Source organism: Spirosoma rhododendri (assembly GCF_012849055.1).
In the GTDB taxonomy this organism is placed as follows: domain Bacteria; phylum Bacteroidota; class Bacteroidia; order Cytophagales; family Spirosomataceae; genus Spirosoma; species Spirosoma rhododendri.
The window spans coordinates 465,858-483,497 of the sequence record NZ_CP051677.1; the positions used below are offsets into that span (position 1 = coordinate 465,858).

A 17,640-nucleotide genomic window follows, 5' to 3' on the forward strand; every position below is an offset into this window, starting at 1 on the left:
CTACCTGATAGCTATAAGACCGTTGGATAATTCGTAGAATGATCATTTGGTATATACCAGACAATCAGCTACATTCGTAATACAGAAATTGACAAACCCGTCCGACACGACGGGTTTTCTTGTCTGTGACATGTTACACCAACTAGTTATAAATTGATTCAGGAACTTAGCTTTTCACTGTTGCTCGCGTCGATGACGTCTGCATTGGCAGGGCCCGTTTTGGGGCCGGATACCAGCCGCATTCAGTCTGCCGCGAGTGGCCTTGATAACCCCGCTCTGCTGGTTGTCGATTCCTCCAAACGGGTATTCCCGGTTTATTTTTGTGGTGAAGAACTGCCCGTCAGCGAGCCCCGCATTGCCCGGCGCTGGGTGCAGGTTTTACGGACCTACGGCGCGCAGCAGGAATGCCTGTTTACCCTCCGGCAGCGCGCGTCTAAATTCTTCCCGATCATTGACCCGATCCTGCGGAAATACAAAATTCCGCGCGACTTCCGCTTCCTGCCGCTGGCCGAAAGCGAACTGGTCAGTAACTCGGTATCGCCGAAAGGCGCGTCGGGCTACTGGCAGATTATGCCCGGCACCGCCCGCGATCTGGGTCTGAAAGTTGGTGATGGTGTCGATGAGCGGTACAACCTGGAGAAAGCAACCATCGCCGTCTGCCATCACCTCCACCAGCTATACCGCGAACTGGGTTCGTGGACACTGGTGGCGGCTGCTTACAACGGGGGCATTACCCACGTCCAGAAAACGATTGCCAAGCAGAAAAACGCCAATTACTACCGGCTGCGTCTGCACCGCGAAACCAGCCACTACCTGTTTCGGGTGCTGGCCTACAAAGAACTGCTCAGCAACCCGCGTCAGTATGCCGTACTACTGAAAAACTCGACGATGGAGCAGCTCATCAAGCCACTCCCAAGCTGGCACAAACCCCTGGCTACGCCCCACAAGATCAAGGACTCGCCTACGATCGAACTGGTTGACGATGACGATATTGACCCGAGCTGGGGCCCCCGGCCAAACAACGCACTGACCAAAGCTCCTTCTGACACGAGCCAGTGGCTGGCGTCGGCAGCAATGAAGCGACTTGCGGATGGCATTGAGGATCAGAACAGTGAACAGCCTATTCGCAAAGTAATTATGGGCCTGACGGTATTGCGGTTCCGGCGGCCCCGCTTTCTTAAAAAGAAAGAAGGCGGCATTCGTCCACTTCACTTCTGGGACTGGATATAACAGCGGTCCGCCAACTTTTTTCTATTCAGGCCTGTGGATTTTTTTCCACAGGCCTGTTTTTTGCTACGTACCGGTATTGATGACCGCTCACGAAATACCCACGTTCTCTAGTTACTCTGTAGAACGGAGATGGTCACAACCCCATACCGTACTTGTTATTCGCTGAATGCATTCATTCGTTACCCTGTCCTTATCAGCGTTACTGCTGACGGGCACTGCTTCATCCATACAATTCGTTCATACGGGCCCATCCACAACCGTACAGCTAACCGCCACCAATCGGCTGTTCAGCCCCGATCTGAAAACGTTGCCGCCCGTTTACTTTTGTGGCGAATCGGTGCCGCTGCACGAAGAGGTCGTTGCCCGGCGGCTGGTAAATGCACTCGTGCGGAACACGAAGCAGGACGAATACCTGTTTCAGATGCGGCAGCGGGCCTCCCGCTTCTTCCCCATCATCGAACCTATTCTGACTAAGCACAACATACCCGCCGACTTCAAATATTTACCGCTGGTCGAGAGTGCTTTACAAGGATTTGCGGTGTCGCCACGCGGAGCTACGGGCTACTGGCAGTTTATGCCCGCCACCGCCCGTGAACTTGGCTTGAGCGTACAGCCCGGCCACGACGACCGGAAAGACCTGCGTAAATCGACCGAAGCCGCCTGCCGCTACCTTAGCTACCTCCACAACCGGCTCGGCTCCTGGACACTGGCGGCTGCGGCCTATAACAACGGCATTGGCGCGCTGCTGGGCAATATCCGGAAGCAGCAGCAACGCGACTATTATTACCTGCGGCTCAACGCCGAAACAGGCAAGTACCTGTACCGGATTCTGGCGTTTAAAGAGCTGTTTTCCAACTCACATCTGTACGAGGGCGTCATTCCAGACCGGATACTGGCCAGTCTGCGGCAACCAGTTGGCGGTGTACTGGCAGCCGACGACAGCGACGTGCTGATGCCGGTTCAGCTAATCAACGAGGCCACCGAAGTAGCGATCAACGACGCGGTCGATACGCCTGCCGATGGCGAACGCCTGACCGATATTCCGCTGCCCAATGCGGCCGACGTGTTTCGGGACGGTATTCGTACGCGGCTGCATCAGTCGGCCAATCTGGAGCGCGGCCAAACGTGGGTCTTTAACCTGACACGCGCGGGTATGGTCGACGGTCAACCCGTATCGGAGGGCGACATGCTCTACGCCGTTGTGGAAGATATTGACCCCAAAACCAGCCGTATCTACCTCCGTGCCGACAAAGTGTATTCGGCCAGCGAGCACCGCACATACGACCTGTCGCTGGCAGCTATCGACGCGGCTACCGGGCGGCTGGGCGTCGAAGTACCGGATATCGACCAGGTACGCATCGGCTGGACACTTACGTGGAAGAGCCTGTAGATCAACAAACTGTATGGTCGAACTAAACCCAAAGCGGAGTCTGTTGTCCATAAGTTGAACCATCACCACACACTATTGTCTCACTTAACAGGCCGTTACTGGCTGCTGCCGGTTGTGCTACTGCTTGTGGCGGGCCCGCTGGCGGCACAAAAAAAACCGGTTCGCCCGGTGCGTAAACCAACTCCGGTTAGCTCGACATTACGCCCCGCTGTAGGGCTGGCCCGGCTGCATTTCTGCGGAGAAATGGTACCCACGCAGCAAAGCACCGTTTCGGCCAAGCTGGCCGTTGCACTGGCTGGTAGTTCGGGCTATGCCCGGCACGTAGGTGCCCTGAAAGCCCGGTCGGCCCCGTTCTTTGCCGTCATTGAACCAATCCTGGCGAAGCACAACATTCCCAACGATCTGAAGTATCTGCCGCTGATTGAAAGTGCGTGGCAGGCCAACGCCGTATCATCGGCCGGAGCGGTAGGTTACTGGCAGTTTATGGATGAAACGGCCAAACTGATGGGCCTTTCCATCGACCCGGCCAACGACGAACGGACCGACCTCCGCAAGTCGACTGAAGCGGCCTGCCGTTATCTGAAAGACCTGCATCGTCAGCTGGGCTCGTGGACACTGGCGGCTGCGGCCTACAACGGCGGGCTTGGGATGGTACAGCGCAAAATTTCGCGCACCGGCCACCGCGACTATTATTCGATGGCGATGAACCCCGAAACGGGTTACTATCTCTACCGGATTCTGGCAATGAAGGAGCTGTTTACCAACCCGGCCTACGGCGTCGGCTCGGTGGGTATTCTGCTGGCATCGACCGGGCGGGACTACGAAGCCGAGCGGGAGCAGGCCCGGCGTATGGGCTGGCTTCAGGATCAGGAGCCCGATCTGGTCGGTACACCCATTGAACCGGCCCCCGACCTACCGGCGTCGGTCCGGAGCGAAGCCGCCAAGATGGATAGTGTCCTGATCGCACTGCTGAAAAGTCATCCCAACACACCCGCTGTGTTTACGGGTGATGTAGCCGCCAAACTGGCCCAGGCCGGACAGCCCAAAATTGGGCAGTCGTGGCGCTTTACATTGACCGAACCGCTGCTGGCGGGGGAAGATGAGTTAAAGCCCGGCGATATTCTCTACGCCATCATCGACGACGTCGATGCGCGCGGCAACCTGTTTTTCCGGGCCACCAAAGCCGTTTCCGCCGAAACAAAAGCGGTCGTTCCGCTTACCCTGATTGCAATCGATCCGCTTACCGGCCTCGCCGGAGTCCCCCACCCCAAAGCGGTCAAGCCCGGCTGGGTTGTGCAGTGGAAGCTGTAGGTTGGGTTTAAGGTTTGTAGTTTAATGTTTAAGGTTGGCTATCGTTCGAACAACCTTGAACATTAAACTACAAACCTTAAACTACTCTTTCCCCAGCCCCTTCTTATACACTGCCAGGGCACGCAGGCGGGTTTCGCTGGCGTCGACCATCGGTTTGGGGTACTTGTTGGGGTCGTCGACTTCGGGGACCCACTTCCTGATGTACTCACTTTTTGGGTCAAACTTTTTCGTTTGCGAGTCGGGGCTGAACACCCGGAAATACGGCGACGCGTCGGTGCCGGACCCGGCCGCCCACTGCCAGCCGCCGTTGTTCGCGGAGAGGTCATAGTCGCGGAGTTTTTTGCCGAAATACGCTTCGCCCCACCGCCAGTCGATGAGCAGGTTTTTGCACAGGAAACTGGCCGTAATCATGCGAACGCGGTTGTGCATCCAGCCAATCGTGTTGAGTTGCCGCATCCCCGCGTCGATGATCGGGAAGCCTGTTTCGCCTTTGCACCACTTTTCAAATTCGGCCTCGTCGTTGCGCCACTTGATATGGTCGTACTCGCGCCGAAACGAGTTTTTCTCGACATGCGGAAAGTGGTCGAGTACCTGAAAATAGAAGTCCCGCCAGCACAGTTCATTCAGAAACGTCTTGTCTTTCGCTTCGTGGGCCTGCCGCGCCAGTTCCCGAATGCTGATCGTGCCGAAACGCAGGTGCATACTCAGATGACTCGTTCCGTCTTCATCGGCCGGAAAATCGCGGGTCTTTCCGTAGTGGTCGAGCACCTTGTCGGGTACGGTGCGGGGCGGAATGTTGTCCGTCACAGATTCAAACCCCATCGACTTCAGCGACGGCACCGGCAATGCCTTCGTCTGATAATAATTCTTCTCGTACGTCTCCGTCGGATACGATTTCAGGTAAAACTCATTGAGTTTGGCGTGCCACGTCTTGCTGTAGGGCGTAAACACCGTGTAGGGCGTCTGTTTGGCCTTACTCAGAATCTCGTCGCGGTCGAAGATCGTCTGGTCTTTGAAGCTGTGAAAGCCGATACCTTTTTTGTCGAGCAATTCACCGATAGCCTTATCGCGGTCTTTGGCGTAAACTTCGTAGTCGTAATTGGTATAAACGGCGTCGATGTCGTATTTCTTGATGAGCGTTTCCCATACGGCCTCCGGCTTGCCGTACTCAACATAAATCGCCGAACCCAGCTTTGCCAGTTCGTCGCGCAGCCGTTCAATTTCCTGCACCAGAAACGTCACCCGCCGGTCGTGCTTGTCGTCCAGCGCGTCGAGAATGGTTTTGTCGAAGATAAAGACGGGGAGTACAGGTTTGCCGCTGCGCAGCGCGTGGTAGAGAGCCGCATTGTCGTGCAGACGCAGGTCGCGCCGGAGCCAGACGAGCGATAAAGGTTCAGCCATATTTTCAGCGTACGGTCTACAGTTTTCGGTAGCCCAATTAGATCGGTTTACGGTACAAACCGGCTGTTGGGGAAAATGGTTGGACACGAAAAAGCCGCTGACCAGTTTCCTGCGCCAGCGGCTTTTTCTGTATCGTACGTGCCTTGCGCTATTCCGGCTGGAAGCGCAGCCGGACGGTGTGCAGTTCGCCCGTGTCGCTGCCGTAGCCAGCCAGTTTCTTACCCGTAAGTTGCCGCGTCAGGCTGTTGTTGATTTGCTCGTTATGGCTGAACACCGACAACTGACACACTTCATTTTCAGCGTTGACCCGAAACTGAATCACGACGACGCCGGCCTGTTGCGCCTGCTTCAGCGCGTCGGGCGTTGATATGTAACTCGCCAGCTGTTTTTCCAGACTGGCTTTTGGCGCTTTTAGTTTGCGGCTTTTGGCGGGGTCAGCATAGACCTGCGTCGCCAGGAAGCCTACCAGCGCAACGAGAAAAAGAGACTTTTTCATTGACTTCATTAATTAAGGTGAATAGTATATCGCCTGTTAGGTCGCCCCGAAACCGCGTTAACTTACATTACTGTAATATTACGCCAATGTTATCTAAATGTTAACATTGGCGTAATATTAATTATTATTCGGTCAGCAAAGAGTATGTAATCAAGGGATTATACTGCGCCAATAATCTACTATTCAGCATATTAATCAATACTTTCTCATACGACCTGCTATTACCCCAATATTAACAAACGGTCTATTACAAAGCGGACGCTACACTACAGCATCCACTTTGTAATAGACCGTTTGTCTTGAATTTTTCGGCTTTCATTCAAACTGCCCCTGTCGTTCCTCTTACGTCGCATGGGCGGATCGGGTGGAACGGCAAAAACGATTCCTGACCGGTTGCCCAGGCAGTCATGATTTGATCCGGCAATCGTTAACGCAGCTGCTGCATCTGAATGGCTGATGGGTGTGTCGCGTCGTGATAAAGCCGGATCGTTGCTTTTTTGTAGTCGCTGTCGTTGGCCGTACCGATGTTGATAAACTGTTGCGGATTCCGATCAACCAGCGGGAACCACGAACTCTGCACCTGCACCATCAGCCGGTGGCCTTTGCGGAACGTATGCATCACGTCGGGAAGCTGCACTTTTACCTCGGTGGGCTGATTCGGCGCAAACGCTTCGGGTTTTTCGAATGAGTTGCGGAACCGCCCCCGGATAACTTCCGCCCGCACCAGCCGCTGATACCCGGCTAGCTGAACACCCTTCAACGGACTGGTTGCTTTGCTGAAATCGGGGCTTTGCGTCGTGTCGGGCAGCACGTCGATTACCTTGACGATGAAGTCGGCGTCGGTGCCGGAGGTGGCGGCAAAGAGGGTTGCATCGATAGGTCCGGCTATAATCATGTCGGCGGTGAGCGGTTCGGTTTCAAAGACCAGCACATCAGGCCGACGACTGGCAAAGCGTTGGTCTTCAATCATGTACTGATTGTTGCGCCGGGCAAACACACCATCGGTATACGGTACCGGTTTGGCGGGATCGCTGACGTACTCGGCGAAAGCATCTGTACTGGCGGGTTTGGTCGCAGTCAACTGCTGATTGGCAGACAGATAGAATGTCTTGCCCTGCCCTGCTGCCGGGGGCCACTGCTCAAACGACCGCCACGCGTCGACGCCCGTATCGAACACGCGCGCTTCGGGTTGATCGAACGTTCCTTTACTTTTCAGGTGGTAACTGAAAAAGCGGGTTTCAATGCTGTCGCGGTAGTATTTGGCCGTGTTCTGCCCGAAACTAAGCGGCCCAAACTGACTCCAGTCGGCCCGCGACCAGGCCCCGTGCGTCCACGGCCCCATAACCAGTTTGTTCTGGCTTTTCGATTGCTCTTCGATGGCTTTGTAGGTGTTCACCGCGCCGAACAGGTCTTCGGCGTCGAACCAGCCGCCCACGACCAGCGTGGCGGGGGTCAGGTTTTTCAGGTGCGGACGGATGTTGCGGCTCTGCCAGTACGCGTCGTAGGTGTCGTGCTGAATGTACTCGTTCCAGATTTTGCTTTTCTGGTTGTAGTACTGCGGCCCGTTGGCATTTTTCAGCGCGCCCATCTTCAGAAAAAACTGGTACGCGTCTTTAATCGGCGCGTTGAACAGCGGGGCATAGTCTTCGACAGGCCCGTTGCGGGGACCGTCGAAGTAGTTCATAAACCCGAAATTGTCGAGCAGGAAAAACGCGCCTTTATGCCGGGCGTCGTCACCAATAAACTCGTCGGTGACGGGAGCCTGTGGCGACACCGCTTTCAGGGCAGGGTGAGCGCCGGGCAGAGCCGCCGACGCGTAAAAGCCGGGATACGAAATGCCCATCAGCCCAACACGCTCGTTGGTCGGCAGGTTTTTAAGCAACCAGTCGATGGTGTCGTAGGTGTCGGTACTTTCGTCGGTTCCGGCGGGTGCCGCCGTCTGCCCCTTCTTGCCTTTTCTCGGCGTCGTAGACATACTGCGATTCAGGGCGGGCGTCATTTCCTCGAACTGCCCCTCGCTCATGTACCGCCCCCGAACGTCCTGCGTAACGAAGATGTATTTTTCCTGCGACAGCTCTTTCGATGGTCCCGGCCCCGACTTCGGATAGTTCGATTCGCCGTACGGCCCCGCCGAATAGGGCGTCCGTTCCATAAGCACCGGGTAGCGGTTCGTCGGCGATGCGTCGGTTGGTACGTAGATCGTCGTGTACAGCTTCACCCCGTCGCGCATAACGATCTGCCGGTCGAGTTTGCGGTAGTTCTGCCGGACGAACAGCGAGTCGCTACCCGGCGTCTGCGCGTAGCAGAGGGAAGCGAGGAGAAGAAGGTTTACAGTTTTCAGTATACGGTTTACGGCGGTCCGTCGCATGGCCTGTTGATGCATAGTTTCGTCGATTGTGTCTGATGTCGCAAACTACGAACGAATCAACTCAGACACTTACGGACCCCCAAAACCTGCGCGACAGACCTTCGTAAACTGAAAACCGTAAACTGTATACCATATACCGCCCTACAACTTCGCTCCTCGCAGCCGGAGGCTGTTGCTGACGACGGACACTGAACTCAAGGCCATAGCCGCGCTGGCGATCATGGGGCTGAGCAGGAAGCCGAAGGCGGGGTATAGCAGTCCGGCGGCAATGGGAATACCGATCAGGTTGTAGACGAACGCCCAGAACAGGTTTTGTCGAATAGTGCGGACAGTCTTGCGGGCCAGCGTAAGTGCTTTCGGTACGCTCGTCAGGTCGGTGGAGATGAGCGTCATGCGGGCCACGTCGAGCGCGATGTCGGCCCCGCGTCCCATCGCCATGCTGACGTCGGCCTGGGCCAGCGCTGGGGCGTCGTTGATACCGTCGCCGACCATCGCGACGGTGCAGCCATGCCGCTGCAACTGCTCTACGAAATGGGCTTTATCAGCGGGAAGTACGCCAGCCTGCACGCGTTCAATGCCGACCTGCGCGGCCACGGCGGCAGCGGTACGGGCATTGTCGCCGGTCAGCATATGCACGGTGATGCCCCGTTGCTGCAACTCCGCAACCGCCTGTTTAGCCGACGGCCGGATGGGGTCGGCAATGGCAAGGATAGCCAGCACCGGCTGACCAGCGCGGGCGAAGAAAACGACCGTTTTGGCCTGACTTTCCCACATATTAACCTGGTTATCCACATTGGCAGGGACGCTAACCTGATTTTCGGCCAGCAGACTCCGGTTACCGATCAGATACGTTTTGCCGTCGTATCGCCCCGTCACGCCCTGCCCCGTCAGGCTGTCGAAGTCGGCTAGTCGGGCGGGCGTTACTCCTGATCCGGTCAGGTAGTTGACAACGGCTTCGGCCAGCGGGTGTTCTGATTTGGATTCGAGTGCCAGCAATACCGATTCCAGCGACGCTTTATCACCGCTGTCAATGAGCCACAGACTATCCGTAACGGTTGGTTTACCTTCGGTGATGGTACCGGTTTTGTCGAGCACGACGGCGTTGATTTTGCTGCCCAGTTCCAGACTTTCGGCGTCTTTAACGAGGATATTCGATTCGGCTCCTTTGCCAATACCGACCATGATCGCGGTGGGTGTCGCCAGCCCAAGCGCACAGGGGCAGGCAATAACCAGCACCGTCACAGCCGTCAGCAGACCCGTCGTCAGGGCCGTTCCGGGTGGGCCGAACACCAGCCAGCCGAGGAACGTCAGCAGGGCAATACCGAGCACGACCGGCACAAACACCCCCGCCACCCGGTCGACCAGCTGTTGAACGGGAGCTTTGCTGCCCTGCGCGTCCTGCACCGACCGGATAATCCGGGCCAGCACCGTATCGGTCCCGACCTTTGCCGCTTCGAACCGAAACGCGCCTTTCTGGTTGATTGTCCCGGCGAAAACCGCGTCGCCAGCCGATTTGCCGACCGGTATGGGTTCGCCACTAATCAGGCTTTCATCGACAAACGAACTGCCCGATAGCACAGCCCCATCGACGGCGATTCGTTCGCCGGGGCGCACCGCCAGCACCTGACCGGGCAGCACGTCGGCCAGCGGGACTTCCCGTTCGATCTCGTTTTCAACCACGCGCACCGTTTGCGGCTGCATTCCGATCAGCTTTTTGATGGCCAATCCCGTGTTCGACTTGGCCCGCTCTTCCAGCAGTTTACCCAGCGAAATAAAGGCGATGATGACCGCTGCGGCTTCGAAATACACATGCGGCTGTTGCCCCCGGTCGAGCCAGAACTGCGGATACAGTGTATTAAAGGCGCTGAACAGAAAGGCGATACCGGTGCTGAGTGCCACCAGCGTATCCATGTTGGCCATGCCGTGCCGGGCCTGTCGCCACGCATTGACGAAGTACGACCGGCCCAGCCAGAACACCACCGGAGCCGTCAGCACCAGCATGATACCGTTGGCGTAGGGCCAGTTCATGCCGAACATACCCAGCACGAGTACCGGCGCGGCCAGCACCACAGCCCAGACCGTACGCTGCTTCAGATCGGCATAGTGTTGCTGCCGGGCTTCTTCCTGTACAGCATTGGGGTCTTCAGCGTCGATAACCAGATCATATCCAATCGACTGAACAGCTTTTTGCAGCGTATCGGGCGTAGTCTGTTTGGGGTCGTACTGCACCCAGGCAGTTTGATTAGCGTAGTTGACCCCGGCATCGACAACCCCCGCCGTGTGCTTCAGCATCGACTCGACGCTGACGGCGCAGGCGGCACAACTCATTTCCAGTACCGGGTATGTTTTCCGAACCGCTGACGCGGGCTTCGTGCTTGTATTCATAGCTGACAGAACGGGCGATTGACGCCGTCCGCCTATGTAACAACAAAGCTGTTCCCCTCCGTTTCCCGACCAGTGTACATAATTGGGGTATGGTTTTATACCGCCGGGCTTTACCTTTACAGAGGTGGCAAACGGCACGCCATCAGACCCGCCCATTCCGTCGCTGCTCATGCAGGTTCACGTAAGCCTGGCTATTTTGCTGGCCAATGCCATCGTCATCATCGGCTTCTTTTCGGCCGGGCTTCTGCTGTTTGTATCTACTAATCGACAAGCCAACCGGTTTCTGGCGCTGCTGATGTTCAGCATCTCGTGTTGGCTAATCGACGGGCTGTTTCGGCTGGCCAATATCTACGGGCAAAACGCCAGTCTTTATTTCTTGCCCATCTTTTATTCGCTAGGCTTCGGCCCCCTGATCTATTTCTACGTTCGCAGCCTAACGGACAGCCAGTTTGTGTTTACCCGGCACCACGCCTGGCACTTCCTGCCCGTTGCCATACAGGCCAGCCTCTACATCGTACTGTCGCTCAATAGCTACGAGTTTCGAGACTGGTTCTGGCAAACGATTCATTACCCCGTTACGTACCGGATCGAGTTCGACGGTACATGGTTGTCTTTGCTGATTTACGTGGGTTTGTCGCTGCGGCTGTTGCAGTGGTATCGGCGGTATGTGCAGGAGAATTTTTCTGAAACCAGTCAGCTTACACTACGCTGGTTGCAGGTGCTGCTGATCGGACTGGTACTGATCTGCGGGCAGTGGACGTATGAGATGGTGCTGCGCGACCGGTTCAATAGCTACTACGTCAACGACTATTCGTACTGGATGCTGGGCGTAGTATTGGTGGCTATGGGCATCGTTGGTCTTCAGCAGCGTACCATGGAGCAGGTGCAGTTTCACGCCGAAGCAACACCAGCCCCGCCATTTACCGAAAAGGCAGCCGACAAGGTCAACCCCGAATATTTAGAGCGCATTCGCCGGGCTATGAACATAGACAGACTGTACCTCAACCCTACCCTGACCCTGATCGAACTGGCGCAACACGTAAAGCTGAATCCAAAAGTGGTGTCGCAGGTCATTAACACCGGCATGCAGCAGTCGTTCAACGACTTCGTCAATGCCCACCGGGTAAGCGAAGTAAAGCAGCGACTCCACTCCGACGACCTCAACCGCTTTACGCTGCTGGGGATTGCGCTGGAGTCGGGCTTCAATTCAAAGACAACCTTCAACCGGATTTTCAAGGAGCATACTGGTCTGTCGCCAAGTGCCTTCGCCATGGCCCGCAGCTAGTCCCAAATCATCCGTTGGGACGTCTCAGGCCGAAAATGGGGCGCACAGGGCTGTTTCTACGCTCACCTTTGCATCGTTCATTCACCAAAACGCCGAACGACGATGCACACGACCCGCTTTCTTTTCGCCTGTTTGCTTACCGTATTCGCGGTGGCTGCGCTGCCAGCACAGGCCCAGACCGGTTGGACCGATAAAAGCCGGATCATGCCTGACAAGCTGCGGGGCTTGCCCGTTGGCCTGACCCTCTGGCACACCAACAACCCCTGCATACCGGAGAAAACAGACAGTCTCTACGTCTGGAAACACAGCACCATGGTACGGGCCGACGTTGGCGATCTGGAGTTTGTAGAAGCGGGCAGTTATATCTGGTACGACGCGTCGGGCTGGCACCCGAATCTGCGGGAAAATGCGCAAGACTTCGCCGACAATTTTGGCTGTATCGACGGCAAACTTCCCCAAAACAAAGTCTTCACGTTTGTAAAAAACTGGCGTTTCGGCAAACAGCTCTACGGGGGCGACGCCCTCTGGTATATCATCGCCCGCGACAAAACGGGCAAGCTCTACAAGGGCTACGGCATCATCGAAACCGAAGCGAAAACAAACTAACACCGCCAACCGGCTGCCAGCGACGAAGCAGCCAATTACTTACAAACTCAAAAAACAAAGCCATGAAAACGATAGCCTGCCTCAGCCTTTTCCTAATCAGTACACTCTCCGCCGTGGCCCAGCGCTACGTGGCCGACAGCCAGCAAAGCAAACTAAGCTGGACGGGACACAGTGAAATCGGCAGTTACGCGCCCAGCGGTACGGTTCAGCTTCGGCAGGGACTTATTCAGGTGCGAAACGGTCAGATCAGTCAGGCACGGATCGACATCGATATGCGGACGATTCAGCACGAAAATGGGCAGATGCAGACTCACCTGCGCGGTGAAGACTTTTTCGACACGGCCAAATTCCCGACGGCCACCTTCACCGTTCAGCAGATCAGCGGTGGGCAGGCAAGCGGTCTGTTGACGATCAAGGGCGTTACCAAACCGATTTCGTTTCCCGTCATGGTTACGCTCTCCGGCGACATGATTCACCTGAAAGGGCAGGCCAGTATCGACCGAACGCTCTTTGGCGTCAACTATAATTCGACTAGTTTCTTCGCCGGGCTGGGCGACCACGCCATCCGCAACACTTTCGAGCTAACATTCGACCTGCTGGCCCGTCGAGGCAATGCAGTAGCCGACCGATAGGGCAACAGGCAATTGTTGGTGAGCCGTATAAAATCAAAAGCCCTCCCTGGCTGGGATGGGCTTTTGATTCATCCGCATCGCAGATTAATACCGCTCGTTGCCTTCGTCTTCTTCCTCGGCCAGTTCGGTGATCTCTTCATCGAGTTCATCGTCCGATAAGTCTTCATCGAGCAGGTCTTCGGGCAGCTCATCACCGTCGGCACCGTTCGATACTTCATCGGTGGCGTGCTGCGCCGTTATGTTGTCGGTGTAAAGCAGCGTGTCCGACGCTTCTTCGTCGCCGGGGTTCATGTTGTCAGGCTCGTTATTCACACCGAGCCCGGTATAGGCCACGCCGTTGTCTTCGTCCTCGTTCTGATGATTGGTTTGCATAACGTTTCGTGTTTGTCTGGATAGTTAACCACCCATCCGGCAAAGAGTTTTCGACTACGAACGCCTGCATCGGCCAACAGACAGAGCAGCCGGAACAAGCTTAAATCCGTGCGTGACACTCTGCGTAAACGGTTAATTATTCCCGCAAATCGAACAACTTTTATTCGATTTGCGGGAATAATTCGCTGACTGCCCCTACTTCCAGACCACCACTTTCTCTACCAGCGTGGCTTTGCCGGAAGCGGTCAGGCGGAGCAGATAGGTGCCTTCGGACAAGCTGCCCAAATCAAGCATCTGCTCGGTATTACCTTTGACGGACTGCCCGGCCAACACAACCTGCCCGGATAGCGATAGCAGTTCGACCTGTCCGTCGTGGGGGGCGCGGATGGTCAGGTAGCGGTCGGTGGGATTGGGGAACGCCCAGGGGCCAGTGGTTTCGGTCGGCAAGCCGGTGATGACTACTTTCTGCGACGTATTTTTCAGGTAGCGCAAACCGCCCCCACCCGTTCCCAGCAGTAAGTCAGGCAGGGCGTCGCCGTCGAGGTCGGCGGTGGCAGCGGCCAGTTTCAGACCGGGCGAGCCCAGCGCGGGCAGGCTGTCGAGCAGGGTCAGCGGACCGGTGAGCGCGTCGGGAAACTGGTAGAGTTTCACTTTGCCATCGCCCGACGCGGTGATGAATTCGTTCTTCTGATCGCCGTTCAGATCAGCCAGCGCCAGCGACGATGCACCCGTGTAGAACGTCGTTGGCAGGTTGCCGAAGTTCTGGCTCTGCAACTGGAATACGGGAACTGTGGCCGTACCCGTATTGCGGAAGTAGTGGATCAACCCATTGTTTTTCCCCAGCAGCACGTCGGCTTTTCCATCGCGGTCGAGGTCGGCAACCAGCAGGCGTTCGCCCAACTGCATCAGGTCGGGGTTGGGCCAGCGGACGGCGGTGGGCAGGCTGTACTGCACCGGGGCACCTTTGGCCGCTGCGTTGACAAACAGCCGTATTTCCAGACTACTAGCCCCCGTACCCGTCACGATCAGATCCATACTACCATTGCCATCGACGTCGGCGAAGGTCGGCATCGTGTTGACCAGCGTCAGCGACTGCGCCAGACTCAGGTAATCAGTCGTGATGAGCGCGAAAGCCGGATTTTGCCCGGTGCCTTTGTTTTCAAACTGCCAGATACCCGCCCGGTAGCCCTTCGTCGTTTGCGCCCCCGCGTAGCCAACCAGCAGATCCATGTCGCCGTCGCCGTCGAGGTCGGCCAGGGCGGGCACGGCATTTTCGCCCAGATCGACCATCTCACTTTGCAGAAAGTCTTTCTGCTTCAGCTGAAAATCGGGCTTCGCGTTCGTCCCGGCGTTTTTGTAATACCAGGCCGACGCCCGAAAATCATACAGGTCGTTGTCGTTCTGATCGACGAAAGGCGACGCCAGCAAATCGCGCACGCCGTCGCCGTCGACATCTTCTGAGTACACCCCGGCAAAGGCCGGGAACAGTACCGGGTTCTTCGCCGGAAATAAGGTATCGAAGCGGGTAAAACGGGCCGCGCTGTCGTTGGTCGCGACGTTGATTAGCCGGGCGACACCGGGACAACTGACCGCGCCGAACAGCAGGTCTTTTTTACCGTCGCCATCGGTATCCATCACCGCCAGGGTGTTGCCGCTGTGCATAGGCCGGGCCGCGCCGGTGGCGGGTTTCAGCGGAACAGACTTGCCCGACTGCGTACCGTCGCAGTCGATGCCAAAGACAAAATCGTTGCAGAATTCTTTCAGAAAATGGCCCCAGTAGAAGCAGTCGGGCCGTTTGAAGTCAAGCCCGTCTTTCTTCCCCGTCCGTTCGACGCTCATGTTCTGCTGATAGGCAATCAGATTACCAGTCGGGTCGAAGGTCAGAATATCGATGTCGCCATCGTCGTCGTAGTCCAGAATGGCGGGCAGGTCGGCGGGGGATACATACAGAATCTGCCGACCGGCAAACCCCTGCGTCATCAGTTCGCTGACGGCTACACTGAACGCGACCTTTCCAGTCTGCGAGTCGTTGTGGTATACCCGCACGTTGCCGTCGATCAGGGAGAACAGATCTTTCCGGCCATCACCGTCATAGTCAACGGCAATTACCCAGCCCGACAGCGCGGGCAGTATCGTTTCGTATGCCGGTGCGTATTGCCAGGCAATACCACTTCCGGTCGGGTTGTCGATAGCGACGAACGTACTTACCTTTCGGCTTGTCCGGTCGTAGACGAGCAGGTCGTCGCGGTTGTCGTCATTCAGGCGCAGGGTGGCAAACTGCATGGCGTTCAATCCACCCACCCAGGGGTTCAGCAAGGCCCGCCCATCGACGCTGACGGCAGGCTGCTGACTATATTGAAACCCAAACGGTGCCGACGCCGACTGCCCGTAGCCAACCCACGGAATCAGTGCCAACCAGAGCGTACACAGCTTTTTCATTTACTTTTGGGTTTCTTTTGCAATACGTTCGGGTGCCGATAGCCAACGTTGAACTCGGTCGCCAATACCCCCCACTCCCCTGAGGGGGGAGCATTCCACGGGTGAACCACTCCCCCTTCAGGCCGGGCCGACGCTTCGGGGTTGGGGAGTCGGCCGCTGCGGGGTAAAACGGTTACACCGAACGTGCCGCAAAGAAAACGAACAATACTCCCGTTTACGTCTACCCGACATGGTATCAACCCCTGCCCTGTACGATAAATTTCTGGAATGCACCGGCGTCTCGACCGATACCCGCCGGATTACACCCGATTCGCTGTTCGTAGCCCTCAAAGGCGCGTCGTTCGATGGTAATCAGTTCGCCGAAAAAGCGTTGTCCGACGGGGCTAAGTACGCCATTGTCGACGACCCCGCCGTGGCCGACCGAAACCCGCGCTGCCTGCTGGTGGAAGATGGGCTGCTGGCCTTGCAGGATCTGGCCCGGTACCACCGCCAAACGCTGACGATTCCGGTCGTTGGCCTGTCGGGGTCGAACGGGAAGACGACAACCAAAGAGCTGATCGCAGCCGTGCTGTCGACCCGGTTCCGCACCTATGCGACGGTTGGCAACCTCAACAACCACATCGGCGTACCGCTGACGCTGCTGGCTATCCGCACCGATGGCGACGCATCGGCCTACGAGATGGCGGTGGTGGAGATGGGTGCCAACCATCAGCGCGAGATTGCGTTGCTCTGTAGCATTGCCCAGCCCACCCACGGCCTGCTGACCAACGTTGGCAAGGCGCACCTGGAAGGGTTTGGGGGCATCGCCGGTGTTCGCAAGGGCAAAGGCGAATTGTACGACTATCTGATGCAGACGGGCGGGACGGTCTTTATCAACTCCCGCGACAAGGTGCTGATGGCGATGTACCGCGAACGGCTGAAAACCGACAAATCGGATGAAACGTTTGCTCAGGTCATTTTCTACCCCGCCGACGAGCCAGCCAGTCAGCCCATCGAACTGCTGTCGGAATCGCCCGTTACCTACCGCGACAGCACCGGCGAGACGGTAACGCACCTGCCGGGGCAGTACAACTTCGACAACATGCTGGCGGCTATGGCCGTGGGATACCAGTTCGGCGTGACGGTCGAGGAAGCCAACCGAGCTATCGCGGGGTATAACCCAACCAACAACCGCTCGCAGGTGGTGCAGAAGGGCAGCAACACCGTGCTACTCGACGCTTACAACGCTAACCCCAGCTCGATGGCGGCCGCGATCCGGCAGTTTGCCGCGACGCCCGCCCAGCGTAAGGTGGTGATTCTGGGCGATATGTACGAGCTGGGCGATGAAAGCGCAGCCGAACACGAAGCCCTCGGCAAACTGATCGCAGAGGGCAAGTTTGATCTCGTCATACTGGCGGGTAAAGACATGAAGTACGCGCTGAATGCCCTACCAACGGCGTACTATTTCCCCGATAAATTCTCGCTCCACAACTGGGTGATGGACCACCCCCAGACTGATACGCATTTCCTCATCAAAGGCTCGCGCGGGATGGGGCTGGAAAGCGTTGTGCCGTTTATCTGACCGATACGTTACCATTAGAATGTCCCCGACAGCTTCCAGCCGCTTCGGCGGTCCGATGTTGGAGCCGCTTCAGCGGCTAATCGGGTAGCTGCACTTAGCCTACGGCTACGACATCGGACCGCCGAAGCGGCAGGATGCTGTCGGGGACATTCCAGACAACTCGA

Annotated in this window: 13 protein-coding genes; 7 read left to right on the forward strand and 6 right to left on the reverse strand. The window is 56.8% G+C overall.

The annotated features are described in order from the left end of the window. Nucleotides 1-192 precede the first annotated feature (192 nt). The 3 genes from HH216_RS01800 to HH216_RS01810 all read left to right on the forward strand — a co-directional run bounded on the left by HH216_RS01800 (nucleotide 193) and on the right by HH216_RS01810 (nucleotide 3,931). Nucleotides 193-1,230 (forward strand): lytic transglycosylase domain-containing protein, encoded by a 1,038-nt coding sequence (locus tag HH216_RS01800; RefSeq protein WP_169549237.1) that lies wholly within the window; start codon nucleotides 193-195, stop codon nucleotides 1,228-1,230. 166 nt (nucleotides 1,231-1,396) lie between these two features. Beyond that, complete coding sequence (locus HH216_RS01805; protein ID WP_169549238.1) at nucleotides 1,397-2,620, forward strand: lytic transglycosylase domain-containing protein; 1,224 nt, start codon at nucleotides 1,397-1,399, stop codon at nucleotides 2,618-2,620. A gap of 75 nt (nucleotides 2,621-2,695) precedes the next feature. Then, nucleotides 2,696-3,931 (forward strand): lytic transglycosylase domain-containing protein, encoded by a 1,236-nt coding sequence (locus HH216_RS01810; RefSeq protein WP_254448638.1) that lies wholly within the window; start codon nucleotides 2,696-2,698, stop codon nucleotides 3,929-3,931. Nucleotides 3,932-4,012: 81 nt separating this feature from the next. Here the strand turns inward: HH216_RS01810 and HH216_RS01815 are convergent, their stop codons facing one another. The 4 genes from HH216_RS01815 to HH216_RS01830 form a co-directional block, all read right to left on the reverse strand. Further along, the gene (locus HH216_RS01815) at nucleotides 4,013-5,332 is read right to left on the reverse strand and encodes a cryptochrome/photolyase family protein (protein ID WP_169549239.1); all 1,320 of its coding nucleotides are present in this window, start codon (nucleotides 5,330-5,332) and stop codon (nucleotides 4,013-4,015) included. A gap of 148 nt (nucleotides 5,333-5,480) precedes the next feature. Beyond that, nucleotides 5,481-5,828: a hypothetical protein gene (locus HH216_RS01820; protein ID WP_169549240.1), complete on the reverse strand. Its 348-nt coding sequence runs from the start codon at nucleotides 5,826-5,828 to the stop codon at nucleotides 5,481-5,483. 427 nt (nucleotides 5,829-6,255) lie between these two features. Then, a complete protein-coding gene (locus tag HH216_RS01825) occupies nucleotides 6,256-8,211 on the reverse strand; it encodes a CocE/NonD family hydrolase (RefSeq protein WP_254448640.1) in 1,956 nt (651 codons plus the stop codon). A 126-nt stretch (nucleotides 8,212-8,337) separates the two neighbouring features. After that, entirely contained in the window at nucleotides 8,338-10,581 is a 2,244-nt protein-coding gene (locus HH216_RS01830) for a heavy metal translocating P-type ATPase (RefSeq protein ID WP_254448641.1), read from the reverse strand. A 124-nt stretch (nucleotides 10,582-10,705) separates the two neighbouring features. Here HH216_RS01830 and HH216_RS01835 point away from each other — a divergent pair, with 124 nt between their 5' ends. From HH216_RS01835 to HH216_RS01845, 3 genes are all read left to right on the forward strand, one after another. Beyond that, a complete protein-coding gene (locus HH216_RS01835) occupies nucleotides 10,706-11,866 on the forward strand; it encodes a helix-turn-helix domain-containing protein (protein WP_169549241.1) in 1,161 nt (386 codons plus the stop codon). Between the two features lie 102 nt (nucleotides 11,867-11,968). Further along, nucleotides 11,969-12,472, forward strand: coding sequence for a hypothetical protein (locus tag HH216_RS01840; RefSeq protein WP_169549242.1), 504 nt, complete (start codon nucleotides 11,969-11,971; stop codon nucleotides 12,470-12,472). Between the two features lie 62 nt (nucleotides 12,473-12,534). Further along, the gene (locus HH216_RS01845) at nucleotides 12,535-13,104 is read left to right on the forward strand and encodes a YceI family protein (protein WP_169549243.1); all 570 of its coding nucleotides are present in this window, start codon (nucleotides 12,535-12,537) and stop codon (nucleotides 13,102-13,104) included. An 84-nt stretch (nucleotides 13,105-13,188) separates the two neighbouring features. Here the strand turns inward: HH216_RS01845 and HH216_RS01850 are convergent, their stop codons facing one another. Both HH216_RS01850 and HH216_RS01855 read right to left on the reverse strand, forming a co-directional pair. Beyond that, on the reverse strand, nucleotides 13,189-13,476 hold the full coding sequence (locus HH216_RS01850) for a hypothetical protein (RefSeq protein WP_169549244.1): 288 nt from the start codon (nucleotides 13,474-13,476) through the stop codon (nucleotides 13,189-13,191). Between the two features lie 195 nt (nucleotides 13,477-13,671). After that, complete coding sequence (locus HH216_RS01855; RefSeq protein ID WP_169549245.1) at nucleotides 13,672-15,915, reverse strand: T9SS type A sorting domain-containing protein; 2,244 nt, start codon at nucleotides 15,913-15,915, stop codon at nucleotides 13,672-13,674. Nucleotides 15,916-16,144: 229 nt separating this feature from the next. Between HH216_RS01855 and HH216_RS01860 the strand changes: the two genes are divergently transcribed. Continuing rightward, entirely contained in the window at nucleotides 16,145-17,476 is a 1,332-nt protein-coding gene (locus HH216_RS01860) for a UDP-N-acetylmuramoyl-tripeptide--D-alanyl-D-alanine ligase (RefSeq protein ID WP_169549246.1), read from the forward strand. The last annotated feature ends 164 nt before the right edge of the window (nucleotides 17,477-17,640 follow it).

What these genes read in the sequence shown, in the direction of transcription:
- HH216_RS01850 (WP_169549244.1), bottom strand. Translation starts at nt 13,476, where the DNA reads ATGCAAACCAATCATCAGAACGAGGACGAAGACAACGGCGTGGCCTAT.
- HH216_RS01860 (WP_169549246.1), top strand. Translation starts at nt 16,145, where the DNA reads ATGGTATCAACCCCTGCCCTGTACGATAAATTTCTGGAATGCACCGGC.
- HH216_RS01855 (WP_169549245.1), bottom strand. Translation starts at nt 15,915, where the DNA reads ATGAAAAAGCTGTGTACGCTCTGGTTGGCACTGATTCCGTGGGTTGGC.
- HH216_RS01840 (WP_169549242.1), top strand. Translation starts at nt 11,969, where the DNA reads ATGCACACGACCCGCTTTCTTTTCGCCTGTTTGCTTACCGTATTCGCG.
- HH216_RS01825 (WP_254448640.1), bottom strand. Translation starts at nt 8,211, where the DNA reads ATGCATCAACAGGCCATGCGACGGACCGCCGTAAACCGTATACTGAAA.
- HH216_RS01845 (WP_169549243.1), top strand. Translation starts at nt 12,535, where the DNA reads ATGAAAACGATAGCCTGCCTCAGCCTTTTCCTAATCAGTACACTCTCC.
- HH216_RS01805 (WP_169549238.1), top strand. Translation starts at nt 1,397, where the DNA reads ATGCATTCATTCGTTACCCTGTCCTTATCAGCGTTACTGCTGACGGGC.
- HH216_RS01830 (WP_254448641.1), bottom strand. Translation starts at nt 10,581, where the DNA reads ATGAATACAAGCACGAAGCCCGCGTCAGCGGTTCGGAAAACATACCCG.
- HH216_RS01815 (WP_169549239.1), bottom strand. Translation starts at nt 5,332, where the DNA reads ATGGCTGAACCTTTATCGCTCGTCTGGCTCCGGCGCGACCTGCGTCTG.
- HH216_RS01800 (WP_169549237.1), top strand. Translation starts at nt 193, where the DNA reads ATGACGTCTGCATTGGCAGGGCCCGTTTTGGGGCCGGATACCAGCCGC.
- HH216_RS01820 (WP_169549240.1), bottom strand. Translation starts at nt 5,828, where the DNA reads ATGAAAAAGTCTCTTTTTCTCGTTGCGCTGGTAGGCTTCCTGGCGACG.